General features: G+C 68.7%; 23 protein-coding genes and 1 pseudogene. 13 read left to right on the forward strand and 11 right to left on the reverse strand.

Going from position 1 to position 23,507, the window contains the following annotated elements:
* The first annotated feature begins 76 nt into the window (after nucleotides 1–76).
* A complete protein-coding gene (locus Q0632_RS03910) occupies nucleotides 77–1,012 on the forward strand; it encodes a LysR family transcriptional regulator (RefSeq protein WP_298924555.1) in 936 nt (311 codons plus the stop codon).
* Here the strand turns inward: Q0632_RS03910 and Q0632_RS03915 are convergent.
* The 3 genes and pseudogenes from Q0632_RS03915 to uvrC form a co-directional block, all read right to left on the reverse strand.
* Nucleotides 1,009–1,920, reverse strand: a complete 912-nt coding sequence (locus Q0632_RS03915) for a DMT family transporter (protein ID WP_298924557.1) — start codon at nucleotides 1,918–1,920, stop codon at nucleotides 1,009–1,011. The genes Q0632_RS03910 and Q0632_RS03915 overlap by 4 nt on opposite strands.
* A 94-nt stretch (nucleotides 1,921–2,014) precedes the next feature.
* Nucleotides 2,015–2,581 (reverse strand): annotated as a pseudogene (gene pgsA, locus Q0632_RS03920) (CDP-diacylglycerol--glycerol-3-phosphate 3-phosphatidyltransferase).
* Nucleotides 2,582–2,621: 40 nt separating this feature from the next.
* Nucleotides 2,622–4,625 (reverse strand): excinuclease ABC subunit UvrC, encoded by a 2,004-nt coding sequence (uvrC, locus tag Q0632_RS03925; RefSeq protein WP_298924559.1) that lies wholly within the window; start codon nucleotides 4,623–4,625, stop codon nucleotides 2,622–2,624.
* Between the two features lie 21 nt (nucleotides 4,626–4,646).
* On the opposite strand from uvrC, the gene earP reads away from it, so the two are divergent.
* From earP to Q0632_RS03945, 4 genes are all read left to right on the forward strand, one after another.
* Entirely contained in the window at nucleotides 4,647–5,729 is a 1,083-nt protein-coding gene (earP, locus tag Q0632_RS03930; RefSeq protein ID WP_298924561.1) for an elongation factor P maturation arginine rhamnosyltransferase EarP, read from the forward strand.
* Nucleotides 5,730–5,829: 100 nt separating this feature from the next.
* Nucleotides 5,830–6,384, forward strand: coding sequence for an elongation factor P (efp, locus tag Q0632_RS03935; RefSeq protein ID WP_298924564.1), 555 nt, complete (start codon nucleotides 5,830–5,832; stop codon nucleotides 6,382–6,384).
* Nucleotides 6,385–6,456: 72 nt separating this feature from the next.
* Complete coding sequence (locus Q0632_RS03940; RefSeq protein ID WP_298924566.1) at nucleotides 6,457–7,263, forward strand: heme-dependent oxidative N-demethylase subunit alpha family protein; 807 nt, start codon at nucleotides 6,457–6,459, stop codon at nucleotides 7,261–7,263.
* A complete protein-coding gene (locus tag Q0632_RS03945) occupies nucleotides 7,263–8,141 on the forward strand; it encodes an AEC family transporter (protein WP_298924568.1) in 879 nt (292 codons plus the stop codon). The genes Q0632_RS03940 and Q0632_RS03945 overlap by 1 nt, the downstream gene beginning before the upstream one ends.
* Here the strand turns inward: Q0632_RS03945 and Q0632_RS03950 are convergent.
* A complete protein-coding gene (locus tag Q0632_RS03950) occupies nucleotides 8,138–8,746 on the reverse strand; it encodes a hypothetical protein (protein ID WP_298924570.1) in 609 nt (202 codons plus the stop codon). The genes Q0632_RS03945 and Q0632_RS03950 overlap by 4 nt on opposite strands.
* 147 nt (nucleotides 8,747–8,893) lie before the next feature.
* Here Q0632_RS03950 and Q0632_RS03955 point away from each other — a divergent pair, with 147 nt between their 5' ends.
* On the forward strand, nucleotides 8,894–9,757 hold the full coding sequence (locus tag Q0632_RS03955) for a TIGR00730 family Rossman fold protein (RefSeq protein WP_298924572.1): 864 nt from the start codon (nucleotides 8,894–8,896) through the stop codon (nucleotides 9,755–9,757).
* On the opposite strand, the gene Q0632_RS03960 is transcribed toward Q0632_RS03955, so the two are convergent.
* Genes Q0632_RS03960 through Q0632_RS03975 form a run of 4 tightly spaced genes read right to left on the reverse strand, consistent with a single transcriptional unit; the run spans nucleotide 9,745 to nucleotide 14,533 of the window.
* The gene (locus tag Q0632_RS03960) at nucleotides 9,745–10,905 is read right to left on the reverse strand and encodes an MFS transporter (protein ID WP_298924574.1); all 1,161 of its coding nucleotides are present in this window, start codon (nucleotides 10,903–10,905) and stop codon (nucleotides 9,745–9,747) included. The genes Q0632_RS03955 and Q0632_RS03960 overlap by 13 nt on opposite strands.
* A gap of 9 nt (nucleotides 10,906–10,914) precedes the next feature.
* Nucleotides 10,915–12,258 carry a DNA recombination protein RmuC gene (locus tag Q0632_RS03965; protein WP_298924576.1) on the reverse strand — a complete coding sequence of 448 codons (1,344 nt, stop codon included), beginning with the start codon at nucleotides 12,256–12,258 and terminating at the stop codon, nucleotides 10,915–10,917.
* A 9-nt stretch (nucleotides 12,259–12,267) separates the two neighbouring features.
* Nucleotides 12,268–13,254, reverse strand: coding sequence for a D-glycerate dehydrogenase (locus Q0632_RS03970; RefSeq protein WP_298924578.1), 987 nt, complete (start codon nucleotides 13,252–13,254; stop codon nucleotides 12,268–12,270).
* Nucleotides 13,255–13,264: 10 nt separating this feature from the next.
* Entirely contained in the window at nucleotides 13,265–14,533 is a 1,269-nt protein-coding gene (locus Q0632_RS03975) for a citrate transporter (protein ID WP_298924580.1), read from the reverse strand.
* Nucleotides 14,534–14,719: 186 nt separating this feature from the next.
* On the opposite strand from Q0632_RS03975, the gene Q0632_RS03980 reads away from it, so the two are divergent.
* Together Q0632_RS03980 and Q0632_RS03985 are read left to right on the forward strand one after the other, a co-directional pair.
* The gene (locus tag Q0632_RS03980; protein ID WP_298924582.1) at nucleotides 14,720–14,941 is read left to right on the forward strand and encodes a CsbD family protein; all 222 of its coding nucleotides are present in this window, start codon (nucleotides 14,720–14,722) and stop codon (nucleotides 14,939–14,941) included.
* Between the two features lie 25 nt (nucleotides 14,942–14,966).
* Nucleotides 14,967–15,380, forward strand: a complete 414-nt coding sequence (locus Q0632_RS03985) for a hypothetical protein (RefSeq protein WP_298924584.1) — start codon at nucleotides 14,967–14,969, stop codon at nucleotides 15,378–15,380.
* A gap of 30 nt (nucleotides 15,381–15,410) precedes the next feature.
* Here the strand turns inward: Q0632_RS03985 and Q0632_RS03990 are convergent, their stop codons facing one another.
* From Q0632_RS03990 to Q0632_RS04000, 3 genes are read right to left on the reverse strand one after another with little or no spacing between them, the layout of a single operon-like run.
* Entirely contained in the window at nucleotides 15,411–16,136 is a 726-nt protein-coding gene (locus Q0632_RS03990) for a nitroreductase (RefSeq protein WP_298924586.1), read from the reverse strand.
* The gene (locus tag Q0632_RS03995) at nucleotides 16,133–16,573 is read right to left on the reverse strand and encodes a thioesterase family protein (protein WP_298924589.1); all 441 of its coding nucleotides are present in this window, start codon (nucleotides 16,571–16,573) and stop codon (nucleotides 16,133–16,135) included. The genes Q0632_RS03990 and Q0632_RS03995 overlap by 4 nt, the downstream gene beginning before the upstream one ends.
* A 32-nt stretch (nucleotides 16,574–16,605) precedes the next feature.
* Nucleotides 16,606–17,697 carry a ring-opening amidohydrolase gene (locus Q0632_RS04000; protein WP_298924591.1) on the reverse strand — a complete coding sequence of 364 codons (1,092 nt, stop codon included), beginning with the start codon at nucleotides 17,695–17,697 and terminating at the stop codon, nucleotides 16,606–16,608.
* A gap of 140 nt (nucleotides 17,698–17,837) precedes the next feature.
* Here Q0632_RS04000 and Q0632_RS04005 point away from each other — a divergent pair, with 140 nt between their 5' ends.
* From Q0632_RS04005 to Q0632_RS04025, 5 genes are all read left to right on the forward strand, one after another.
* Nucleotides 17,838–18,737, forward strand: a complete 900-nt coding sequence (locus Q0632_RS04005) for a LysR substrate-binding domain-containing protein (protein WP_298924593.1) — start codon at nucleotides 17,838–17,840, stop codon at nucleotides 18,735–18,737.
* Between the two features lie 203 nt (nucleotides 18,738–18,940).
* Nucleotides 18,941–19,969, forward strand: a complete 1,029-nt coding sequence (locus tag Q0632_RS04010; protein WP_298924595.1) for a BMP family protein — start codon at nucleotides 18,941–18,943, stop codon at nucleotides 19,967–19,969.
* A complete protein-coding gene (locus Q0632_RS04015) occupies nucleotides 19,969–21,492 on the forward strand; it encodes an ABC transporter ATP-binding protein (protein WP_298924598.1) in 1,524 nt (507 codons plus the stop codon). The genes Q0632_RS04010 and Q0632_RS04015 overlap by 1 nt, the downstream gene beginning before the upstream one ends.
* Nucleotides 21,489–22,565, forward strand: a complete 1,077-nt coding sequence (locus tag Q0632_RS04020) for an ABC transporter permease (RefSeq protein WP_298924600.1) — start codon at nucleotides 21,489–21,491, stop codon at nucleotides 22,563–22,565. The genes Q0632_RS04015 and Q0632_RS04020 overlap by 4 nt, the downstream gene beginning before the upstream one ends.
* A 5-nt stretch (nucleotides 22,566–22,570) precedes the next feature.
* Nucleotides 22,571–23,500 carry an ABC transporter permease gene (locus Q0632_RS04025; protein WP_298924602.1) on the forward strand — a complete coding sequence of 310 codons (930 nt, stop codon included), beginning with the start codon at nucleotides 22,571–22,573 and terminating at the stop codon, nucleotides 23,498–23,500.
* Nucleotides 23,501–23,507: the final 7 nt, after the last annotated feature.

The raw sequence follows: 23,507 nt of genomic DNA on the forward strand, positions 1-23,507 counted from the left end.
CAGCCGATTCTGGCATTGCGGCGCAAGATGCCGCAAGCAATAATGCGGCAATCGATTGTTTCCAATCAGGAATGAATTGAAATCCCTGCTCGAACGCAATGACCTGGAACTGCTGCTGGCCGTGCGCGCCCACGGCAGCCTGGCCGCCACCGCCGCCGCCGCCGGCGTCGTCCCCTCCGTGGTCACCAAGCGGCTGGCCGCCCTGGAGGCCAGGCTGGGCTTCAAGCTGTTCCAGCGCACCACCCGCCGCGTTGTCGCCACGGCCGAGGGCGAGGCCCTGTGCGAGCGCGCCACCCGCCTGCTGCAGGAGTTCGCCGCGCTGGAGAGCGACCTGCAGGAGCGGCGCAGCGAGCCCTCGGGCCTGATCCGCCTGGCCGCCACCTTCGGCTTCGGCCGGCTCTGGCTGGGCCCGGCCCTGGCCGACTTCCAGACCCGCCATCCGCTGATCCAGGTGCAGGTGCAGCTGACCGAGCAGTTGCCCGACCTGGCCGTCGATGGCTTCGACGGCGCGGTCTGGCTGTGGTCGGTGCGCGGCCAGCGCGCCTCGGAATGGGTGGGCCGGCGGCTGGCGCGCAACCAGCGTGTGCTGGCGGCCGCGCCGGCCTACCTGCGCGCGCGCGGCACGCCGGCCACGCCCGCTGCCCTGGCCGAACACGACTGCCTGGTGGTGCATGAGAGCGACCAGCGCTTCGACACCTGGCGGCTGCAAAAGGAACGCGACAAGACGGAAACCCGCGTGCGCGTGCAAGGGCCGCTGTCGGGCAACTCCGGTGAACTGGTGCGTGACTGGTGCCTGGCCGGCCGCGGCATCATGCTGCGCAGCCTGTGGGACATCGCACCCCAACTGGCCTCGGGCCAGCTGGTGCGGGTGCTGCCCGCCTATGCGATGCCGGACGCCGATGTGCACTGGCTGGCGCCGCAACAGGCCCGCACGCCCAAGCGGGTGCGCCTGCTGGTGGACTTCCTGGCCGAGCGCTTCCGTGGCGAACCCTGGAAGCGCGTGACGCGCTAGGCCTTTGCAACTGCAGGGGCGCGCACGACCAGGCTGACGCCCACGGCCGTCAGCGCCATGCCGGCGATGGTCAGCACGGTGATGGGTTCACCGAACAGCAGCCAGGCCATCAGCGCCGTGCAGGGCGGCACCAGGTACAGCAGACTGGTGACGGCGGTGGCCGCGCCGCGCTGGATCAACAGGTAAAGCAGCGAGCTGCCGCCCAGCGTCAGCGCCAGCACCGACCAGGCCATGGATCCAATCAGCTCACGGTTCAGGCCACCTTCGATCACCCAGTGCATGGACTCAGCCTCGAACAAGGCCAGCGGTGCGGTGACCACGAAGGCAGCGGCCATTTGCACGAGATTGGCAGTGCGCACGTCGCAGGGCGCGACAAAGCGCTTCTGGTAGAGCGTGCCGGCCGTGATGCTGAGCAAGGCGCCAGCCGCCAGCAGCAGGTTCAAGGGATCGATCTCGCCCAGGCCGAGCTTTTGCCAGACCACCAGGGCCAGGCCGGCCAGGCCCAGCGCCAGCCCGCCCCACTGGCGCGCGCTCACGCTGCCGCCGCGCGAAGCGATCCACACAGCGGTGAGCACAGGCTGCAGTCCGACCAGCAAAGCCACCAGGCCGGCGCCCATGCCCAGCTTGACGGCCGCCCAGACGCCGCCCAGGTAGCCCGCGTTCATCAGGATGCCGGTGACAGCCAGGTGCTTGTATTGCGCGCGCCCCACAGGCCAGGCCGCCCGCGCCAGCCAGGCCCAGACGGCGAAGCAGGCGACCGACAGCAGGTAGCGCAGGGCCAGGAATTTGAGCGGCGGCGCATGCGGCATGCCGTAGCGCGCGACGATGAAGCCGGTGCTCCAGATCAGCACGAAGACGATGGGCATGGAAGCCACCAGCGCAGCCGATCGTGAATGGGTGGAAGTCATGGATTTTTCCAGGGCCACCGCGGATCCGGCTTTGCCGGGCCGCTGGTGGCGCCCCCTTGAGGGGGAGACGGCCGCAGGCCGTTTCGGGGGTGGGCTATTTCACTCGTTTGCGGATTTCTGGGAGCGCCTTGCGCAGGTAATAGACCATGGACCACACCGTCAGGATGGCGGAGATCCAGATCAGCCAGGTACCCCAGACGCCGGTGTCGACCAGGCCGAACAGCACGCCGTCGTACAGCAGGAAGGGGATGGCCACCATCTGCGCCGTGGTCTTGAGCTTGCCCAGCATGTGGACGGCCACGCTCTTGGCGGCGCCGATCTGCGCCATCCATTCGCGCAGCGCGGAGATCGCGATCTCGCGGCCGATGATGATCAGCCCCACGAAGACGTCGGCGCGCTGCAGATGGACCAGCTACAGCAGCGAGGGGAAGTCCAGGAACTTGTCGGCCACCGGATCGAGGAAGGCGCCGAACGACGAGGTCTGGTTCAGCTTGCGCGCCAGGTAGCCGTCCAGCCAGTCGGTCAGGGCGAACACCACGAACATCACGGTGGCGATCAGGTTCTGCAGCGAGGCTTCCATCCCCAGGTAGAACACCCCGACGATCAGCGGGATGGCGACGATGCGCGTCCAGGTCAGGATGGTGGGGATGGTGAAGAACATGGCCGATTCTGGCATGCGGCGCCCCGCCCCAACGGCGTGCTCAGCGCAGGGCGCGGTAAATCTCTTCGGCCAGCTCGCGTGAAATCCCTTCCACCGTGGCGATGTCGTCGACCCCGGCGGCCGCCACGCCGCGGATGCCGCCGAAGCGCTGCAGCAGGCGGGCCCGCTTCTTGGCGCCTATGCCCGGAATCTCCTCGAGCTTGCTCCCGCCCACCCGCACCTTGGCGCGGCGCGCCCGCATGCCGGTGATGGCGAAGCGGTGCGCCTCGTCGCGGATCTGCGCCACCAGCATCAGGGCGGCCGAATCCTTGCCCAGCCAGATCTTCTCGCGGCCATCGGCAAAGACCAGTTCCTCCAGGCCGACCTTGCGGCCCTCGCCCTTCTCCACGCCGACGATCACCGCCAGGTCCAGCCCCAGCTCGGCGAACACCTCGCGCGCCATGCTGACCTGGCCCTTGCCGCCGTCTACCAGCACCAGGTCGGGCAGGCGCAGCGTGGACCGGGCCTCCTTGGCACCTTCGGTCGGCGAAGCAGTCTCAGCAGACGCTTCGGGCGGCACGGCAGCATCAGGAGACGCTTCGCCTGGCGGCGACGCGTCGGGCGGATCGCGGCCGGCCTCGGCCAGCTTGGCGTAGCGGCGCAGCAGCACCTGGCGCATGGCGGCGTAGTCGTCGCCGGGCGTGATGCCCTCGATGTTGAAGCGGCGGTACTCGCTGTTTTGCATCTTGTGGTGGTGAAACACCACGCAGGAGGCCTGGGTCGCCTCGCCCGCCGTGTGCGAGATGTCGAAGCACTCGATGCGCAGCGCGTCCAGGTTGTCGGGATCGAGCTGCAGCGCATCGGCCAGGGCCCGGGTGCGGGCCTGCTGCGAGCCCTCTTCGGCCAGCAGGCGGGCCAGTTGGAGGGACGCGTTCTTCTGCGCCATCTCCAGCCACAGGCGGCGCTGCTCGCGCGGGTTGTGAACGGCGTTGATGCGCACGCCGGTCTGCTCGGACAGGGCCTCGATCAGTTCGCGGCCCACCGCCTGGCTTGTGATCAGCGCCGGCGGCACCGGCACCTGCAGGTAGTGCTGGGCGATGAAAGCTTCCAGCACCTGGGTCTCGACCGGCTGCGCCGGCGCCACGTCGGTGTCCGCATCGGCCATCTTGTCGAAGTCCTGCACCACGCTGGCGTCCTCGATGTGGGTCGGGAAGTAGGCGCGGTCGCCCAGGTGGCGGCCGCCGCGCACCATGGCCAGGTTGACGCAGGCCCTGCCGCCCTGCACCACCGCCACCAGGATGTCCACGTCCTTGTCCGAGCCGGTGGTCTCCACCGACTGCTGGTGCAGCACCGTCGACAGCGCCGCCATCTGGTTGCGCAGTTCGGCCGCCTGCTCGAACTCCAGCTTGTCCGAATGCTGCAGCATGCGCGCCTCCAGCGTGCGCAGCACGGTCTGGGTGTCGCCGCGCAGAAAGGCCTCGGCATTGGCGACGTCGTGCTTGTAGTCCTCGGGCGCCACCAGGTTGACGCAGGGGCCCGAGCAGCGCTTGATCTGGTAGAGCAGGCAGGGCCGGGTGCGGTTGGCGAACACCGTGTCCTCGCAGGTGCGCAGGCGAAACACCTTCTGCAGGAGCTGGATCGACTCCTTGACCGCCCAGGCGCTCGGATAAGGCCCGAAGTAGCTGTGCTTGCGGTCGACAGCGCCGCGGTAATAGGCCATGCGCGGGAAGGCATGCGACACCAGCTTCAGGTAGGGGTAGCTCTTGTCGTCGCGAAACAGGATGTTGTAGCGGGGACTGAGCGCCTTGATCAGATTGTTCTCGAGCAGCAAGGCCTCGGCCTCGGAGCGCACCACGGTGGTCTCCATGCGCACGATCTTGCTGATCATGTGGCCGATGCGCGTGCCGCCGTGGTTCTTCTGGAAGTAGCTGGCCACGCGCTTTTTCAGGTTGCGCGCCTTGCCCACGTAGAGCACGCCGCCCTCGGCATCGAAATAACGGTAGACACCGGGCAGGGCGGGAAGCGCCGCGACCTCGGCCAGCAATTGCTCGGAATGCTCGGACATCGGCACTATTATCCCGGCACCATGAGCATCAGCATGATGTGGGACATCTTCTGCAAGGTCATCGACAACCACGGCGACATCGGCGTGTGCTGGCGCCTGGCATCGCAGCTCGCACAACGCGGCGAGCAGGCACGGCTGTGGGTGGACGATGCTTCGGCCCTGGCCTGGATGGCGCCCGGCGGCCAGGCCGGCGTCGAGGTCCTGCCCTGGACCGCGCCAGCCCGGGCCGTGCCGGGCCAGGTGGTGGTCGAGGCCTTTGGCTGCGAACTCGATGACAGCTTTGTCGCCGCCATGGCGCAGGCCGCGCGCGCAGGCCGCGCGCCGGCCTGGATCAACCTGGAGTACCTGACGGCCGAGCGCTTTGCCGAGCGCAGCCATGGCCTGCCCTCCCCTGTGCTCAGCGGCCCGGGTGCCGGCCTGACCAAACACTTCTTCTATCCCGGCTTCACTGAACGCACGGGCGGCCTGCTGCGCGAGCCGGACCTGCTGCAAGCCATCGCCGCTTTCGACCGCCAGGCCTGGCTGCAGGGCAACGGCATCCCCTGGGCCGGCGAGCGGCTGGTCTCGCTCTTTTGCTACGAGCCCGCGGCCCTGCCTGCGCTGCTGGAGCAACTGGACCAGGGGCCGCAGCCCAGCCGCCTGCTGGTCACGGCCGGCCGGGCCCAGACCGCCGTCCAGGCCCTGCTTGAGAGGGGAATTGGCCCCTATCCCCCGTCCAATGGACCTGGGTCGCTATCAATTTCATACCTCCCCCTGCTCGCACAGACCGATTACGACCGCCTGCTGTGGGCCTGCGACCTGAACTTCGTGCGTGGTGAAGACTCGCTGGTGCGTGCGCTGTGGGCGGGCAAGCCCTTTGTCTGGAACATCTATCCACAGCACGACGGCGCCCACCTGGCCAAGCTGCAGGCCTTCCTCGACTGGCTGCAGGCGCCGGCCTCGCTGCGCGAATTTCATGCGGTGTGGAACGGTGGCGCTGCAGCAGCACTGCCAGCGCCGCAGGCCGCATCCTGGAGCGCCTGCACAGAGGCGGCGCGCGCAAGTCTGATGGCCCAGCCGGACCTGGCTGCCCAGCTGCGGGGTTTCCTGGCGGAAAAGCGCTAAAATAAGCGGCTTTGCGCAGCCTCCCGTTCCGGGAAGCCTCGCGCCCGCCGCGGCACCTGCATCCCGCCCAACGCCAGCGGCCAACTTTCGCTAAACCGCCATGAAAATCGCTCAAGAAATCCGCGCCGGCAACGTGATCATGCACGGCAAGGACCCGATGGTCGTCCTCAAGACCGAATACAGCCGGGGCGGCCGCAACTCCGCCACCGTGCGCATGAAGCTCAAGAGCCTGATCGCCAACTTCAACACCGAAGTGGTCTTCAAGGCCGACGACAAGATGGACCAGATCATCCTGGACAAGAAGGACTGCACCTACTCGTACTTCGCCGACCCGATGTACGTGTGCATGGACACCGACTTCAACCAGTACGAGGTCGAGGCCGAGAACATGGGCGACGCCCTGAACTACCTGGAAGACGGCATGGCTGTCGAAGTGGTGTTCTACGACGGCAAGGCCATCTCGGTCGAACTGCCCACCAGCGTCGAGCGCGAGATCACCTGGACCGAGCCGGCCGTCAAGGGCGACACCTCGGGCAAGGTGCTCAAGCCCGCCAAGATCGCCACTGGCTTCGAAGTGCCGGTGCCGCTGTTCGTGGCCCAAGGCGACAAGGTGGAAATCGACACCCGCACGGGCGAATACAGGAAGCGCGTCTGACCAGCCGCGCAAGCCGCCGCTGGTAGCTTCGTTCCCGCAGGCTCCGCAAGGAGCCTTTTTCTTGGGTGCAGCGTGGACTTCGATTTCTCGCACATCGCCGTTCCCTTCCGCATGCAGCCCGGCCTGACCCGGCTGGCGCCCGGCACGCCGCAGCTGACGTCGCTGGCGCCGGCCAGCGCGCTCTGGCAGGAGAAACAGCTGGTGCTGCAGGCGGGCCGTTCGCGCCATTGCCTGGCCGGCTTCGACCCTGCTCCCGCTATTGAATCCATAGCGCAACACGCCCAATTGACGGGGGCTAGCGGCACGTTCGATTCCGAATTGCCGCTGGAGCTGGCGTTCGAGCAGGACTTTGCCGTCCTCGACGGCGCCACCGGTGCCCTTCCCTGGCTGTGCGTCTGCGTGCCTTCGTCCTGGGCGCCGGAAGAAAAGCTGGGCCTGGACTTCATGGCTTTGCACGCGCCGGTGGCCGACAACGCTGCGTTGCTGGCGGCATCGAAGCAACTGGTGCAGCTGGTGACGGCGGGCGACTGCTGGGAACGCCATGTCTGGACCATCAGCCCCTCGCCGCGCCACGACCAGCATCCCCATCGCCACCCGCGCGCGCCCTGGCCCGCCACGCAAGACCCGCAGGCCTTTGCGGACCAATGCTTTTTGCGCGCCGAGCGCCAGACCTTCTTTCCGGTGGGCCGCGGCACGCGCCAGGCGGTCTTCACCATCCGCGTGATGCTTGAACCTCTTGTGCATGCCGTGGACACGCCGTACAAGGCGCAACGCCTGCACGACAGCCTGGCCTCCATGAGCGATGCCGTGCTGGCCTACAAGAACCTCGCCGCCACCCAGCCCCTGCTGCTGCGCTGGCTGCGCACCAGGATGCCGTGATGGACCTGATTGCCCGCATCGCCCAGGTCATCGTGCCTGTGTTCTTCATCGTCGCCGTGGGCTTCTTCTACGGCCGGCGCAGCCGGCCCGACCTGGCCACCTTCAACCGCATCGTGCTGGACGTGCTGTCGCCGGTGCTGGTCTACACCGCGCTGGCGGCCAAGGAGTTCAGGCTGCAGGATCACAGCGTGCTGCTGGCCGGCGGCGCCCTGTTGATCCTGGGCTGCGGCGCCGCGGGCTGGGCCTTGGCCCGGCTGACCGGCACCCAGCCGCGCACCCTGGTGCCGGTGGTGATGTTCAACAACTGCGGCAACATGGGCCTGCCGCTGGCCTTGCTGGCCTTCGGGCCGGACTACTTCGGCGCCGCGGTGGCTCTGTTCTCGGTCAGCAATCTGCTGCACTTCTCGCTGGGCGCGCGCATCACCAGCGCCCATGCCCGCACCCGCGACCTCTTGCTCAGCCCCCTGATGGTCGCCACCGCGCTGGGCTTTGCCAGCGCCGCCAGCGGCCTGCGGCCGCCCGACATGCTTTTCACGGGCATGAAGATCATGGGCGAGGCCATGCTGCCGCTGATGCTGTTCGCCCTGGGTGTGCGGCTGACGGCGCTGCGCCGCGAGGACGTGCCACGCGGCCTGTTGGGGGCGTTTGCCCGGCCGCTGGTGGGACTGGCGCTGGCCCTGCCGCTGGCCTGGGCCCTGGGCCTGGAAGGCGCGGCGCGCGGCCAGCTGCTGCTGTTTGGCGCCCTGCCGCCGGCGGTGATGCAGTTCATGCTGGCCGAGCGCTACCGGCAGGAGCCAGAGAAGGTCGCGGCCATGATCCTGCTGGGCAACGCGCTGGCCGTGGTCTTCATCCCCCTGGCACTGGCACTGGCGCTCTAATAGACCCGGCGGATCATCAACACCGTCAGCACCACGCCGACCACCAGCACCACGCTGGCCAGCGAGACCCACAGCACCTGGGCGGCTGGCGCCGCCACCGGAACATGCGGTGCATGCACGGGCACCAGTTCGGCGGTCGGCTCCGGCCAGGGCGTGGCCAGGGGCAGCCACTGCACCAGCGCGGCCGCCGTATCGTGGGTGAACATCTCCAGCGCCAATCGCTGCATCTGCGCCTGGCCGGTGCGCAACCACAGGTCGACGCGCGAACCGCGCTGGCGGGTGTGGATGATGTCCTGCAGCGGCAGCTTGATGCGGCCTTCGCGCCAGCCGAACAGGCCGGTGGGGTAGCGCCCGGCGATGCGCAGCACGTCGGCCTGCACCCGCACCTCGACCTCGTCGCGGAAGGCCGGGATGTCGAAGCCCTTGCCTTGCACCTCCAGCACGCTGCCGGGATAGGTCGCCTGGACGATGGAGAAGCCGCCGGTGCGGTTGGGATGGAAGTCGTTGTTGCGCGGCCGCCGGCCGATCAGGTCGGCCACGGTCAGCTGCAAGCCACCGGTGTCGATGAGCACATGCTCGCTGGTCAGCGTCTTTTTGATCCGCATGCCAACGATGGTGCGGCGGTCGTACGGCCCCACCGTGCGCCCCTCCAACGCCACGTAGAAGACTGGCTGCTCCACCCTCGGTCCCCTGAATTTGTTTGGCCGAAGGATAACGGAGAAAGTGTGATTTGTTGCCGCAAAATAGCGCTTATGTCTTCCACCCGCAACATTCACGACAAGCGCCTGTCCGACGCCTGGGCCACCCTGCAAAGCCATGCCGACCCGGCCATGCAGATGGGTCCCGACGCCAGCCGGCTGGCCTTTGCCGACCCCGAGTTCCTGCTGCGCCGCGAAACCCGCGGCATCCGCTTCCAGCTGGAAATGCTCAAGCCCGACCTGGAGCAGCAGGCCCTCGGCATCGAGAACACCATCGTCGTCTTCGGCAGCGCGCGCTTTCGCAGCGAGGAAGAGGCCACGGCCCTGGTGGCGCAAGCCGAGGCCGGCGGCGATGCGCAAGCCATCGCCCGGGCCCGCGCCCTTGCGCGCAACTCGCACTACTACGAGAAGGCCCGCGCCTTCGGCCGCCTGGTGGCCGAGTACAGCAAGGGCAAGGACCCGACCGACCAGCTGTTCATCTGCACCGGCGGCGGCCCCGGCATCATGCAGGCGGCCAATCGCGGCGCATATGAAGCGGACGGCATCAGCGTGGGCCTGGCGATCGCCCTGCCCATGGAGGAAGCCGCCAACCCCTACGTCACGCCGGCGCTGAGCTTCAAGTTCCACTACTTCGCGCTGCGCAAGATGCATTTCATGATGCGCGCCAAGGCCCTGGTCGCCTTCCCCGGGGGCTTTGGCACGCTCGACGAGCTGTTCGAGGTGATCACCCTGGTGCAGACCCGCAAGTCCAAGCAGGTGCCCATCGTGCTGTTCGGCAGCGACTACTGGAAGCGCCTGATCAACTTCGAGGTGCTGGTCGAGGAAGGCGTGATCTCCGAGGCCGACCTGGGCCTGTTCAAGTACGCCGACGACGCCGAGACAGCCTGGGAACTGGTCAAGGGTTTTTACCGGCTCTGAGCGGCCTCACCGGGACCGCGCAGCTGGAACGCCAGCCGGGTGCCGCCGCCCACCAGCGCGCCGACCACCCAGAACACGCCGGCAATGCCGATGAAGGTGCCGGCCAGGCCGAACAGCATGGGCATGGCGACGCTGGAAGCGTTGATGGCCATGATCCGCAGGGCCACGGCCTCGCCGTGGCGGTGCTCGGGCGTCATCTGGTGCAGCATGCTCATGATCATGGGCTGGACCGAGCCCAGGGCCAGGCCCAGCGCCACCGAGCAGGCGCCCATGGCCAGCGGCGTGTGCAGCAGCGGATAGAGTGCGAACAGCACGGCCGTCGCCGCCATCGCACCGGCGACCACCGCCCACTCCTGCAGCCGCGCGGCCAGGACGGGCAGCACCACCCGCACCGCTGCTGCCGCCACCGCAAAGGCGCCCAACAAGCTGCCGATCACCGAGGCCGACAGGCCCAGTTCATGGCCCAGCACCGGCACGACGAAGGTGTGGACGTCCCAGCAGGACGAGAGCAACCAGTTGACCAGCAGCAGGCGGCGAAAGCCCGGCTCGCGCACCATGTCCCAGGTCGTGCCCGGCTTGTCGCCTTCGGGCCGGATCACCGGCGGCAACTCACTGGTCGGCCGGACCCAGAACCAGGACAGCAGAGGCAGCACCGCCATCAGCAGGAAGGCCAGGCGAAAGCCCCCGTGGTCGATCACCAGACCTGCGCTGAAGGGGCCGAGAAAGTTGGAGACCGCCGGGCCGATGGCCAGCCAGGAGAACACCTTCTTGAGCTCGGTCGGCGTCGTGGCGGCGCGCCCGACATGGCGCTGCAAGGCGATCGAGGCCGTGCCGGTGGCGCCGCCGGTCAGCAGTGCCGCCAGGCACAGCACGGGGAACACCGGGAAGGCCACCGCCAGCCCAGCGCCCGTGGTCGCAGCCACCACCGCAAAGCCCACCGGACGCTTGAGGCCGTGGCGGTCGGCGTAGCGCCCCGCCGGCAGGGCCAGGAAGACCTGGGTCAGGGCAAACAGGGCCAGCAGCACGCCGACCGAGGCCTCGCTATGGCCTTCGCGCAGCGCCAGCAGCGGCGCGGCCATGCGCGTGCCAGCCATGCAGGCGTGCAAAAAGATGTGGCCTGCGATCAACCTGGCCAGTTCGGTGCCCATGGCCAGGTCTCAGGCCTCGCCGTCGTCGCTCTTGTCGTCGCCGGCCGGCGGCAACAGGGCCTGGGCCTGGCCTTCGGGCAGGGCCTCGACCACCTTGAGCGCGCGGCGCATCTGGTTGGTGCGGGTGTGGGCTGTGTCCAGCGTGTCGGAGGCCTTGCGCACCTGCTCGCGGATCTTCTCGACCCAGTTGCCGTAGCGCTCGAACTCGGTCTTGACCGCGCCCAGCACCTTCCAGACCTCGGAGGCCTGGCGCTCCAGCGCCAGGGTGCGAAAGCCCATGTGCAGGCTGTTGAGCATGGCCAGCAGCGTCGTCGGCCCGGCCAGGGTCACGCGGTAATCGCGCTGCAGGCTGTCCATCAGGCCGGGCCGGCGCAGCACCTCGGCATACAGGCTTTCGATCGGCAGGAACAGGATGGCGAAGTCGGTGGTCTGCGGCGGGCACAGGTAGCTCTCGGCGATCGACTTGGCCTCGGTGCGGATGCGCGCCTCCAGGGCGCGCGCGGCGATGTCGGCGGCCGCAGGGTCGGCCCGGTCCTGGGCATCGAGCAGGCGCTCGTAGTCGTCGCGCGGGAACTTGGCGTCCACCGGCAGCCAGACCGGCTCGCCCTCGTTGCGGCCGGGAAAGCGGATGGCGAAGTCCACCCGCTGGTTGCTGCGCGGCCGGGTCTCGACCTGCTTGGCGTACTGCTCGGTGGTCAGCACCTGCTCGAGCAAGGCCTCGAGCTGCACCTCGCCGAACATGCCGCGGGTCTTCACATTGGTCAGCACGCGCTGCAGGCCGCTCACACCCTGGGCCAGGCTCTGCATTTCGCCCAGGCCCTTGTGGACCTGCTCGAGGCGGTCGGCCACCTGCTTGAAGCTCTCGCCCAGGCGCGTCTCCAGCGTGGTCTGCAGCTTTTCGTCCACCGTCTTGCGCATCTCGTCGAGCTTGGCGGCATTGCTTTGCTGCAGCATGGCCAGCTGCGCCTCCAGCGTGGCCCGCACCTCGCCCAGGCGGCGCGCATTGCCTTCGGACAGGCCTTGCAACTGGGTGTTCAAGGTGTCCGACAGCGACTTCTGCAGCAGGGCCAGTTGCTGGCCGAAGGCGTCGATCTGGGTGTTCTGCGTGCGCGTGGCTTGCGCGCCCTGCTTGACCAGGGCTTCCTGGAAGGTCGCCAGGCTGTGCGTCAGCTCCTGGCGGGCGCCGCGCGAGGATTCGCTGATCTCGCGCCGCAGCTCGCGCTCCAGCCGCTCATTGGCGGCCAGCAGTTCGGTGCGGCCGTTGTCCTGCGCTGCCGGCTTGCGCACCAGCAGCACGATGACGGCCAGCAGGATGGTCAGGGCCAGCGCGATCAGGACCCACAGTTCGGTCAAGACACGTCCTTACTTCTTGGCCAGCACTTCGGGGTTGAGCGGCGTCAACGGCTTGCCGTGGATGAGGAAGCCGATCAGGTTACCGACGGCCAGGTTGGCCATGGCCTTGCGGGTGGGCACGGTGGCGCTGGCGATGTGGGGCGTCAGCACCACGTTGGGCACGGTCAGCAGATCGGGATGGACCTTGGGCTCGCCCTCGAACACGTCCAGGCCGGCGGCAGCGATCTGCTTGTCGCGCAAGGCTGCAGCCAAGGCGCCGTCGTCGACGATGCCGCCGCGTGCCAGGTTGATCAGGTTGGCCGTGGGCTTCATCAGCGCCAGTTCGGCCGCTCCGATGGTGTGGTGGGATGCGGGCGTGTAGGGCAGGACCAGGACCAGGTGGTCGGCGGTCTTGAGCAGTTCTTCCTTGCTGACGTAGCTGGCCTTGCAGGCCGCTTCCAGCTCGGGGCTCAGGCGCGAACGGTTGTGGTAGATCACGTTCATGCCAAAGCCATGGGCGCCGCGCCTGGCGATGCCCTGGCCGATGCGGCCCATGCCCAGGATGCCCAGGGTGCTGCCGTGCACGTCGGAGCCGGCGAACATGTCGTAGCTCCACTTGTTCCACTTGCCGGCGCGCAGGTAATGCTCGCTCTCGGTGACGCGGCGGGCCGTGGCCATCAGCAGGGCGAAGCCGAAGTCGGCCGTGGTCTCGGTCAGCACGTCGGGCGCGTTCGTGCCCAGCACACCGGCGCTGGTCATGGCGTCGAGGTCGAAGTTGTTGTAGCCCACGGCCATGTTGGCGCAGATCCTCAGGCTGGCGTTGCCCGCCAGGGTCTCGGCGTCGATGCGCTCGCCGCCGGTGGTGAAGGCGCCGACCTTGCCCTTGAGCTTCTCGGCCAGCTGCTGCTTGGTCCAGGTCGCGTCGTCCTGGTTGTGCTCGACTCTGAAGTGCTGTTCGAGCTTGCTGATGATTTCCGGGAAGATGGCGCGCGACACCAGGATGCTGGGCTTGGTCATGGTCGTACTTTCAGGTTGTAGCCCCGGCGAAATGGGCTTGGATAGCTATCGAATCTGTAGCGCCCGCAGTGGCTTGCGGGCGGTCGGGGTGCCAGCCCAGAACGGCCAGCAGGACGAAGAAACCGATCACGTAGGCCAGGGCGACGTGCCAGCCGCCCTTGACCCAGGCCCCCACCGAGCGGGCCTCGGGGTACATATTGGACAGGGCCACGCCGGCCGAGGAGCCGAACCACAGCATGGATCCGCCGAAGCCCACGGCATAGGCCAGGAAGCCCCAGTCGTAGCCGCCCTGGCGCAAGGCCAGCGCGGTCAGCGGGATGTTGTCGAAGACCGCGCTGACAAAGCCCAGGCCGAAGGCGGTCTGCCAGGAGGCCGCCGGCAGGCTTTGCACCGGCATCATGGCCGCGCACATCACCAGGGCCAGCAGGAAGATGCTGCCGCGCAGCGCGCCGGGCAGCAGGCTCCAGGCCGGACGGCGCCAGGGCGCGGTCGCCAGGATGGCCAGCCAGACGGCGATGCCGATGACCGGGACGCGTGTCAGCACCGAGGCGTCGGTGAGGTTGAAAAAGACGTTGGAACCGATGGCGCAGGCCAGGATGATGACCACGATGGCCAGGCGCGGGCCCTCGAAGCGCGCACCGGCGGGCGCGTCTTTCATGATGGGCTGCAAGGCATGCTGCTGGCGCGCCGCGATCACGCCGAAGATCAGGGTCGCCACCACCGCCGCGACGTAGGCATCGACCACCTGCAGGGCCGGCACGCCGGCGATCCACATCATGGTGGTGGTGGTGTCGCCCACCACGCTGCCCGAGCCGCCGGCATTGCTGGCGGCAACGATGCCAGCCAGGAAGCCGATGTGGACCTTGCGCTTGTAGAGCACGGCCGCCATGGAGCCGCCGATCATGGCGGCGGCGATGTTGTCCAGGAAGCTGGAGATGGCGAAGACCAGCAGCAGCAGACACAGGCCGCCCTTCCAGTCGTCCGGCAGGAAGCGCGGCAGCAGCGCCGGCAGGCCGCTTTGCTCGAAGTGGTCGGCCAGCAAGGCGAAGCCCAGCAGCAGGCCCAGCAGGTTGGCCAGCGTCACCCATTCATGGCCCAGCAGGCCGGCCAAGCCGGTCCAGCCCGGCGTGCCGGCGAAATCGCCCAAGGCGAGCTTGTAGCCGGCGATCACCACCACGCCGGTCAAGGCGACATACAGGGTCTGGTTGTGGAACAGCGCGACCCCGAGCAGGGTCAGCGCGAACAGCAGGAAATCAAGCGGAATACCGGCAATGGCCATGTCTCGGCATCGTTATTGTTGTGGAAGGCTTTGATGATACGGCTTCGCTCCTAGCCGCCTCAGCTGTAGGCAAGTGCCTACGAAGGTGGTCCTGCCGGTCCTACCGGTCCAGCCAGGGTGTCGCCATAAGGTTGCGGATGCAGCGGGCCACAGAGGCTTGCGCGACACAACCCAAGGAGAGCGAAGATGAACCAGGACCGTATTGAAGGCAATTGGAAACAGGTCAAGGGCAAGGTCAAGGAGCAGTGGGGCAAGCTGACCGACGACGACCTCGACGTCATCGCCGGCAAGCGCGACCAGCTGCTGGGCCGCATCCAGGAGCGCCACGGCATCGCCAAGGACGAGGCGGAAAAGCAGGTCAAGACCTGGGAAGGCCGCAACCCCGATGTCATGTTCGAAAAGTACTGAACCCCAACGCCACAAGGACCACACCATGAACCGCACCCTCATCAGCCTCACCCTCGCCACCTGCCTGGGCTTTGCCGGCGCCGCCGGCGCCATGACCAAGGAAGAACACAAGGCGCAAAAGGACAAGATCTCGGCCGACTACAAGGCCGCCAAGGAGCGCTGCGAGCCGCTCAAGGACAACGCCAAGGACATCTGCAAGGTGGAAACCAAGGGCGCCTATGACGTCGCCAAGGCCGACCTGGAAGCCCAGTACCAGCCCAGCCCCAAGCACGATGAAAAGGCCAAGCTGGCCAAGGCCGACGCCGCTTACGAGCTGGCCAAGGAAAAGTGCGACGACCAGAGCGGCAACGCCAAGGACGTGTGCAAGAAGGACGCCAAGGCCGCCCACACCAGCGCCAAGGCCGACATCAAGGCCACCAAGGCCGCTTCCAAGGGCTAAGGCAGGAGCGCGGCGCGCAGGCGCCGCTGCTCACTCCAGCCAGTGGGTGAACTGCTCCACCGCCTCGCGCGGCGTGTGGAAGCTGTTCACCTTTTCTTTTGTGTCGGCGTGGCCCAGCGCCATGCCGCAGACCAGCATCTCGTCCGGCCCGGCGCCGATATGCGGCAGGATGATCTTGGCAAAGCCGTTCCAGGCCGCCTGCGGGCAGGTGTGCAGGCCGCGCGCCCTTGCCGCCACCATGATGCTTTGCAGGAACATGCCGTAGTCCACCAGCGAGCCGCGGCCCATGACGCGGTCCAGCGTGAACATCAGACCCACAGGCGCGTCGAAGAAGCGGTAGTTGCGCCCGTGCTGGGCGTGCATCTTGTCCTTGTCGCCCTTGGTGATGCCCAGCAGGCCGTACAAGCCCCAACCGTTCTCGCGCCGGCGGTCGATGTAGGGCGAGACCCACTGGCTCGGGTAGTAGTCGTATTCCTCGCGGTACTGCACGGCCTGCGACGGGTCGGCGTAGATCGCCTCATGCGCGCTGCAGACCTTGTCGACCAGGCTGTCGCGGCTGGCGCCCTGCAACACATAAACCCTCCAGGGCTGGGTGTTGGTGCCCGAGGCGGCGCGGCTGGCCACCCGCAGAATGTCCTCGATGGTGCTGCGTTGCACAGGCGTGGGCAGGAAGGCCCGCGCCGAGAAGCGGCTCTCGATGGCGGCGTCGACGCTGGCGGGATCGGCCACCACGGTGCTCACTTGCGGCTGGGTCATTGCAGGGCTTCCAGAACGGTTTTCAAATTGCTTGGCAGCGCCGTCGGCCGGCGGCTGGCCTTGTCGACATAGACGTGGATGAAGTGGCCCTTGGCCGCCGTCATGGGCTCACCCTGGACGAAGATGCCGACCTCGTAGCGCACGCTGGACGAGCCGATGCGGGCCACGCGCAGACCGGCCTCGATGGTCTGCGGGAACTGCACCGGGGCGAAGTAGTTGCACTGGGTCTCGATCACCAGGCCGATGGTCTGGCCGTGGTGGATGTCCAGCACGCCCTGCTCGATCAGGTGGGCATTGACCACGGTGTCGAACCAGCTGTAGTAAACGACGTTGTTGACGTGGCCGTAGGCGTCGTTGTCCATCCAGCGCGTGGCGATGGTGCGAAAGGCCCGGTAGGCGCTGCGCGGCTCGGGCTGGGGTTTGCTTGTCTCGCTCATTGCGCCAGATTCTGCCAGCGCCGGCGCCAGCCCTAGCAGCGGGCGATCACCGCCACCGGCCCGCCGCCGGCCGGCCCCTGGTGCTCGGCACCGCCCGAGACATAGACCATGCCGTGGCCGGCCACCGAGGCGATCACCGCACCGGCCGCGGCGCGGGCATGGCGGGTGGCGTTGATGTCGGAGTCGCCCAGCATGGTGTGGCGCATGCCGCGCACCTTGCCGTCGGGACTGGCCTCGGCCTTGGCAAAGACGTTGACGATGCGGCTGGCCGCGTCGGCGTCGGTGATGCCCAGCACCGCCATGGCCCGGCGCACCGCGGCCGCGTCGATGGCGTCGGCCATCACATCATGGGCGATCACCAGCGGGCTGCCGGCCTGGGCGCTCATGCCCATCACGATGACCACGTTGTGCTCGATCTCGATGCCGGCGGACGTCGATGCGACAGCGGAGGACAGGCCCCAGTCGCGCAGCACGGCAGCGTCGCCCGGCAATGCCTCGCCGATCTCGCCCAGCGCCAGCGCCACCCCCAACGCCGAGGCGCCGCGTGAATAGCCCATGGACTCGTAGGTGTCGGCCGTCGCCGGTTCCTGGCCGCGCGCACGGGCCGCCTCGATCTTGGCCTGCGTCAGCAACGGGCACTTGACCTGGACGAAATGCACGTCACCGGCCGCGGCAATGCCGCCGTCGGCCATGGCCTGGCGCACGGCCGCGGCGGTCTCCTCGATCTGCGCGCGCCGGCCCATCTCCTCGGGCAGGAAGTCGCGCGTGAAGGCGATGCCGATGGACAGGCGTTTCTGGCCGGCCGGCGCGCCCTGCGCCGAGCGGCGCCGTGTGAACACCGTGATGTGCGGCGACAGCACGCCCTCGGTGCCGCCGGACATCACGAAGGCGATGCGGCGTCCGACATCGGCCGGCTCGAGATCCAGGTGGCGGCCCAACATGGCGGCCAGCGCCGCGGTGGCGTACTCACGGGTGTAGTCATTGACGCAGCCATTGCCCTCGGTCTTGCCCATCACCGCCACGATGTCGGCCGCGGCGATCCGGCCCGAGGCGATCAGGTCCGCCAGGCCGGCCGTGTCACCGGGGCCATGGCAGGGAATGCGAACGACGTCGACGCTGTACATGGTCAGGAGGCCTTTGCAGTGAGAGATAGCGGTGGATGGCGCAGCCGACGCAAGCGGCGTGCCAGTGATCGCTCCAGCTTGCCCCTGGTTTGCCTGCACTGCGCTGCCGATCCGGCATCGGTCTTGCATCCGGCACGGGCATGCAACACCACAGATTCCTCGACTATGTCGATGCAGTTGCCCGCTGCGGCTCCATGCGCGGCGCCGCCGAACAACTGCAGGTCGCCGCGTCGGCGGTCAACCGCCGCGTGCAGGACCTGGAGCGCGAGTTGGGCACGCCGATCTTCGAGCGCCTGCCACGGGGCGTGCGGCTGACGGCGGCGGGCGAACTCTTCGTCGGCTATGCGCGCCGGCGCGCCGCCGACCTGGAGCACGTGCGCTCGGAGATCGAGGCGCTGCGGGGCCTGCGCCGCGGCCAGGTGAGCATGGCCGGCAGCCAGGCGCTGGCGCCGGTCTTCCTGCCGCGCGCCGTCGTCGATTTCCAGGCCCGCTTCCCGTCCGTGACCTTCGACGTCAAGGTGCTGGACCGCGACAAGGCCGTGCAGTCGGTGATCGACTTCGAGGTCGACCTGGCCCTGGTCTTCAACCCGCCCGCAGCACACGGCCTGCGGGTGCTGGCGCAGGCGCGGCAGCGCACCTGTGCGATCGTCGCGCCGGGCCACCCGCTGGCACGCCGCCCCAGCGTGCGCCTGAAAGACTGCCTGCAATACCCGGTCGCCCTGCCCGACGGCAGCCTCTCGGGCCGCAGCGTGCTGGACGACCTGCTGGAGAAGTCGTCGGTCCGGCCCGATGCAGGCCTGGTGTCCAACTCCTTCGAGATGATGCGCGGCTTCGCGCGCGAAGCCGGCGGCGTCAGCTTCCAGATCGAGATCGGCGCCGACGCCGGCATGGTGGCCGTGCCCATCGAGGAACGCAATCTTCCGCCGGCCCGCCTGGTGCTGCTGGCCTTGCGCGGCCGGGTGCTGCCGGTGGCGGCGGCGCAGTTCGCCGAGTTCATCGCCGAGCAGTTGGCGGGCGACCCAAAGACGGGACGCAAGTGACCATCTCAGTGCGTCCGCCGCGCTGCGCGCACGCTTCCGAGCGCGTTGCCAATACGGCAACGGAGTGCAGCAAAAAAAAGCGCCGAGCGGCGCGGCGCCCCAATCGACCTGCGGTCCACGCGATGCACGCGCGCAGACCTGCGGCAAGCCCTGGTTGATGGCCTGCTTCTTGCGAAAGCCACCCAACTTCACAGGAGTCTGACATGTCCACCCCCACCGCCCTGCCCCGCTTCAGCCGCATTGCCACCTCGCTCGCGCTCGCCGCGGCCGCCGTCTTCGCCGCACCGGCCGTGCTGGCCCAGGGCAAGGTCGCCATGCTGCTGCCCGGATCCATCAACGACCAGAGCTGGAACGCCGCCGGCTACAGCGCCATCACCAAGATGAAGGCCAAGGGCACGGAAACCATGTACTCCGAGAACGTCGCGCCGGCCGACCACATCGAGACCATGAAGGACTACGCGCGCCGCGGCTTCAACCCGGTGATCGGCCATTCGGGCCGCTTCCTGTCGGCGGCGCAGCGCGTCGGCCCCGAGTTCGAGAAGACCAGCTTCATCGTCGGCTCCGGCGGCGCCGGCGCCGGCAAGAACGTCACCGCGATCGACTACGACAACGCCCAGGTCGGCTACCTGATGGGCGTGCTGGCCGCGCGCATGTCCAAGAGCGGCAAGATCGGTTCGGTCAACGGCCTGGAAGGCCTGCCCAACGTGGTCCAGCAGGTCGGTGGTTTCCGCCAGGGCGTCAAGAGCGTCAAGCCCACGGCCGAAGTGCGGGTGATCTACATCAAGGACATGGAGGACGCGGCCATGGCCAAGGAGGCTGCGCTGGCCCTGATCTCCGGCGGCGCCGACTTCGTCTTCGGCAAGCTCAATGCCGGCCACAACGGCATCGTCCAGGCCGCCAAGGAAAAGAATGTCTTCACCAGCGGCCGCTCCTTCGGCCATGCCGAGGCCGCGCCGCAGAACGTGCTGGCCTCCATCATCGAGAAGTGGGACGACATGTATGTCGCAGCCGCCGGCGAGGTGCGCGCGGCGACACTCAAGCCCGAGCTCATCACCTACGGCTACGAGGCCAAGGGCGGCCCCGGCGCCGACCTGCTGTACGCAGCCGACAAGGGCTATTCGCCGGTGGTGCCCAAGGAAGTCGTCGCCGAGATCGAGGGCCTGAAGAAGAAGTTCGCCAGCGGCCAGCTCAAGCTCAGCGTTGCCAGGGAAGACGCGCGCGGAGGCCTCTGATGCCGGCTCTGCTCGAGATGCGCGGCATCTCGAAGTCCTACGGCAGCGTGCGGGCCAACCGCCGCGTCGATCTGACGGTGCAGCCCGGCCAGATCGTCGGCCTGCTCGGCGAGAACGGTTCGGGCAAGAGCACGCTGATGAAGGTGCTGTTCGGCATGGTCCGCCCCGACGAGGGCGGCATCGTCTACAACGGCCGGGAACTCGACACCGGCAGCCCGCGGGCGGCGCTGCAGGCCGGCATCGCCATGATCCACCAGCACCTGACCCTGGTCGATGCGATGACGGTCAGCGAGAACCTCATGCTCGGTTGGAGCGAGGGCGGCAGCCGCTGGCTGGACCACGCGGCGATGGCCCGCAAGGTGCGCGATGCGGCGGCGCGCTACGGGCTGGAAATCGATCCCGAGGCGCGGGTCGAGCAGCTAGCGCTGGGCGAGAAGCAGCGGGTCGAGATCCTCAAGGCCATCCTGCGCGGCGCCCACCTGCTGATCCTGGACGAGCCCACCTCCATCCTGTCGCCGCCGGAGATTGAACGTCTGCTGGAGTTCCTGCGGCGCTTCCGCGCCGATGGCCATTCGGTGGTCTTCATCACCCACAAGCTGGGCGAGGTGCTGGCCGTGGCCGACGAGGTGGTCGTGCTGCGCGACGGCCAGGTGGCCGGCACGGCACCGGCGGCCGGCGCCACGCGCGAGTCGCTGGCCCGCATGATGGTCGGGCGCGAGACAGCGGCGCCCCAGGTGCGCGGCAACGCCGCGGCCGGCAAGGTGCGCCTGCAGGTGCAATCGCTGGCGGCGCGCGACGCCGGCGGTGCACTGCGGCTCAAGGACGCCAGCTTCGAGTTGCGCGCCGGTGAGGTGCTGGCACTGGCCGGCATCGACGGCAACGGCCAGGGCGAGCTGGCCGACACCCTGGCCGGGCTGGGCGCGCCTTCGGGCGGCCGCATCCTGCTCGATGGCGTGGACATCACGCAAGGTCGGGCGGCGCAGCGGCTGGCCGCCGGCATCGCCTACATCCCGGCCGACCGCGCCGGGACCAGCCTGGTCCAGGGCATGTCCATCGAGGACAACCTGCTGCTGCGCGACATCGCCCGAGCGCCTTACTCCAGTGGCGGGCGCATCGACCGCGCGGCGGCCCGGCGCATGGCGCTGCAACGCATGCAAGATTTCGACGTGCGCGCCGCCTCGCCGGATGCGCCGGCCCGCACCCTGTCGGGCGGCAACCAGCAGAAGGTGGCGCTGGCGCGCGAACTTGGGCGCGGGCCGGACGTGGTGATCGCCTTCCAGCCCACCTGGGGCCTGGACCCCGGCGCCACGCGCTTCGTCATCGACAGCCTGCTCAAGCTGCGCGATGAGGGGGCGGCCATTCTCTACATCTCTTCGGAACTGGAAGAGGTGCTGGCCATCGGCGACCGCATGGGCGTGCTCTCGGACGGCCGCATCGTGCTGCTGACGGACCGCACCGACGCTGACCTGGAACGCATCGGTCTGGCCATGGCCGGCGCCATGGCGCAGCAGGAGGCCGCTTGACCACGCAGGCCCGCGAACTTCCCGCCGCCGGCGCGGCGCTGGACCCGCTGGCGACCGCCCGCCGCGCCGGCCCGCTGTGGCGGGCTGCGGCCTCGGTCGGCCTGGCCTTCGCCATCACCGCCTTGCTGATCCTTCTGGCCGGCAAGAACCCATTCAACGCCTACTACCACCTGGTGATGGGCGCGGTCGGCTCCTGGGACCGGGTGGTGGTCGGCCTGAACAAGACCACGCCCTACCTGCTGTGCGCCGTGGGCATCGCCCTGTGCTTTCGCGGCAAGGTCATCAACATCGGCGCCGAAGGCCAGCTGGCCATCGGCGGCGCCGCCGCGTCGGCGCTCGCCCTGGGGGCGGGCGGCTGGCCGGCCTGGCTGCTGCTGCCGCTGTGCCTGCTGGCGGGCGCGGCCGGCGGCGCAGCCTGGGCCGGGGTGGCGGCTTCGATCCGCGTGTTCCGCGGCGTGCACGAGGTGCTGGTCACGCTGCTGCTGAACTTCGTCGCCCTGCTGCTGGTGGCGGAACTGCTGCACGGCCGCATGGGCGAGGAAGGCGCTGGCTTTCCGCAGTCGCCGCTGTTCGAAGCCACGGCCTGGCTGCCCAAGCTGGTGCCGGGCACGGACCTGCACTGGGGCATCGCGCTGGCCGTGGCCGCCGCGCTGGGCGCAAACTTCCTGCTGTGGCGCACGACGCTGGGCTTTCGCTGGCGCGTGGTCGGCGCCAGCCTGCCGGCGGCGCGCTACGCAGGCATGTCGCCCGGCCGTTCGATGTTCAGCCTGATGTGCAGCGCCGGCGCCCTGGCCGGACTGGCCGGCGCCATCGAGTGCCTGGGCGTGCACTACCGGCTGATCGAGGGCTTCTCGGCGGGCTTTGGTTTCAACGCGGTGGCCATCGCGCTGATGGGTGCGCTCAACCCCCTGTATGTGCTGCCCTCGGCACTGTTCTTCGGTTTCCTGGAAACCGGCGCACTGGCCATGCAGCGCCAGGTCGGCGTGCCCTCCTCCCTGGTGCTGGTGGTGCAAGGTCTGACCATGCTCTTCGTCCTGTGTGCCATCGGCCGCTCCGGCGGCGACAAGGTCTGAACGCCATGGACCTGCCCATCCTGCTCGACTTCCTCGCGGCCAGCCTGCGCATCGCCACACCGTTGCTGCTGGCCGCGCTGGGCGGCATCCTGTGCGAGCGCAGCGGCACATTCGCGGTCGGCCTGGAAGGCCAGATGCTGGTCGGCGCCTTCTTCGGCGTGGTCGCCACCCATTTCGCGGCGAACGCCGGCGCCGGACTGCTGGCCAGCGCCCTGGGCGGCATGCTGCTGGCACTGGTGGTCGCGATCGCCACGGTGCGCTTCCAGACCGAGCACATGGTGACCGGCCTGGCCTCCAACATCCTGGCCCTGGGCCTGACCAGCTTCCTGCTGCGCGCCATGGCCAGCGGCGGCGGCGGCGCGCCGGTGATTCGCGTGCCCCTGCTCGAAGCCTGGTCCCTGCCCGGCCTGGCCTCCCTGCCGGTGCTGGGACCGCTGCTGTTTCGCCAGCCGCCCCTGACCTACCTGGCCTTTGCGCTGGTGCTGCCGGTCGGGTTCTTCCTGCTGCGCAGCCGCGCCGGCCTGACCCTGCGCGCGGTGGGCGAGAACCCGATGGCGGCGTTTGCCGCCGGCGCCAGCCCCGACCGCGTGCGCACCTGCGCCCTGCTGGCCGGCGGCGCCCTGGCCGGCCTGGCCGGCGCCGTGCTGTCGCTGCAGCAGGTCGGCACCTTCACCGACGGCATGACGGGCGGACGCGGCTATCTGGCGCTGGCGGCCATCATCGTCGGGCGCTGGATGCCCGGCGGCGCGCTGCTGGCCTGCCTGTTGTTCGGCGCGGCCGAGGCCTTGTCGCTGCGCGCCCAGGCCTTCAGCCTGCCGGTGTCCTCCTACGTCATCCAGATGACGCCGTATCTGGCGGCTCTGCTGGTGCTGGCTGGCCTGGGCCGCGGTGCGCGCATGCCCGCTGCCATTGGCCAGCCCTTCAAGCAGGCATGAAGGGCAC

Origin of the sequence: uncultured Ramlibacter sp. (assembly GCF_936925435.1) — a bacterium.
Lineage (GTDB): Bacteria > Pseudomonadota > Gammaproteobacteria > Burkholderiales > Burkholderiaceae_C > Ramlibacter.

Bases quoted from the DNA above. Each gene is read 5' to 3' on its own strand.
- Q0632_RS03915 (WP_298924557.1), bottom strand. From the start codon at position 1,920: ATGACTTCCACCCATTCACGATCGGCTGCGCTGGTGGCTTCCATGCCC.
- uvrC (WP_298924559.1), bottom strand. From the start codon at position 4,625: ATGTCCGAGCATTCCGAGCAATTGCTGGCCGAGGTCGCGGCGCTTCCC.
- earP (WP_298924561.1), top strand. From the start codon at position 4,647: ATGAGCATCAGCATGATGTGGGACATCTTCTGCAAGGTCATCGACAAC.
- efp (WP_298924564.1), top strand. From the start codon at position 5,830: ATGAAAATCGCTCAAGAAATCCGCGCCGGCAACGTGATCATGCACGGC.
- Q0632_RS03945 (WP_298924568.1), top strand. From the start codon at position 7,263: ATGGACCTGATTGCCCGCATCGCCCAGGTCATCGTGCCTGTGTTCTTC.
- Q0632_RS03950 (WP_298924570.1), bottom strand. From the start codon at position 8,746: ATGCGGATCAAAAAGACGCTGACCAGCGAGCATGTGCTCATCGACACC.
- Q0632_RS03955 (WP_298924572.1), top strand. From the start codon at position 8,894: ATGTCTTCCACCCGCAACATTCACGACAAGCGCCTGTCCGACGCCTGG.
- Q0632_RS03960 (WP_298924574.1), bottom strand. From the start codon at position 10,905: ATGGGCACCGAACTGGCCAGGTTGATCGCAGGCCACATCTTTTTGCAC.
- Q0632_RS03970 (WP_298924578.1), bottom strand. From the start codon at position 13,254: ATGACCAAGCCCAGCATCCTGGTGTCGCGCGCCATCTTCCCGGAAATC.
- Q0632_RS03975 (WP_298924580.1), bottom strand. From the start codon at position 14,533: ATGGCCATTGCCGGTATTCCGCTTGATTTCCTGCTGTTCGCGCTGACC.
- Q0632_RS03980 (WP_298924582.1), top strand. From the start codon at position 14,720: ATGAACCAGGACCGTATTGAAGGCAATTGGAAACAGGTCAAGGGCAAG.
- Q0632_RS03985 (WP_298924584.1), top strand. From the start codon at position 14,967: ATGAACCGCACCCTCATCAGCCTCACCCTCGCCACCTGCCTGGGCTTT.
- Q0632_RS03990 (WP_298924586.1), bottom strand. From the start codon at position 16,136: ATGACCCAGCCGCAAGTGAGCACCGTGGTGGCCGATCCCGCCAGCGTC.
- Q0632_RS03995 (WP_298924589.1), bottom strand. From the start codon at position 16,573: ATGAGCGAGACAAGCAAACCCCAGCCCGAGCCGCGCAGCGCCTACCGG.
- Q0632_RS04000 (WP_298924591.1), bottom strand. From the start codon at position 17,697: ATGTACAGCGTCGACGTCGTTCGCATTCCCTGCCATGGCCCCGGTGAC.
- Q0632_RS04005 (WP_298924593.1), top strand. From the start codon at position 17,838: ATGCAACACCACAGATTCCTCGACTATGTCGATGCAGTTGCCCGCTGC.
- Q0632_RS04010 (WP_298924595.1), top strand. From the start codon at position 18,941: ATGTCCACCCCCACCGCCCTGCCCCGCTTCAGCCGCATTGCCACCTCG.
- Q0632_RS04015 (WP_298924598.1), top strand. From the start codon at position 19,969: ATGCCGGCTCTGCTCGAGATGCGCGGCATCTCGAAGTCCTACGGCAGC.
- Q0632_RS04025 (WP_298924602.1), top strand. From the start codon at position 22,571: ATGGACCTGCCCATCCTGCTCGACTTCCTCGCGGCCAGCCTGCGCATC.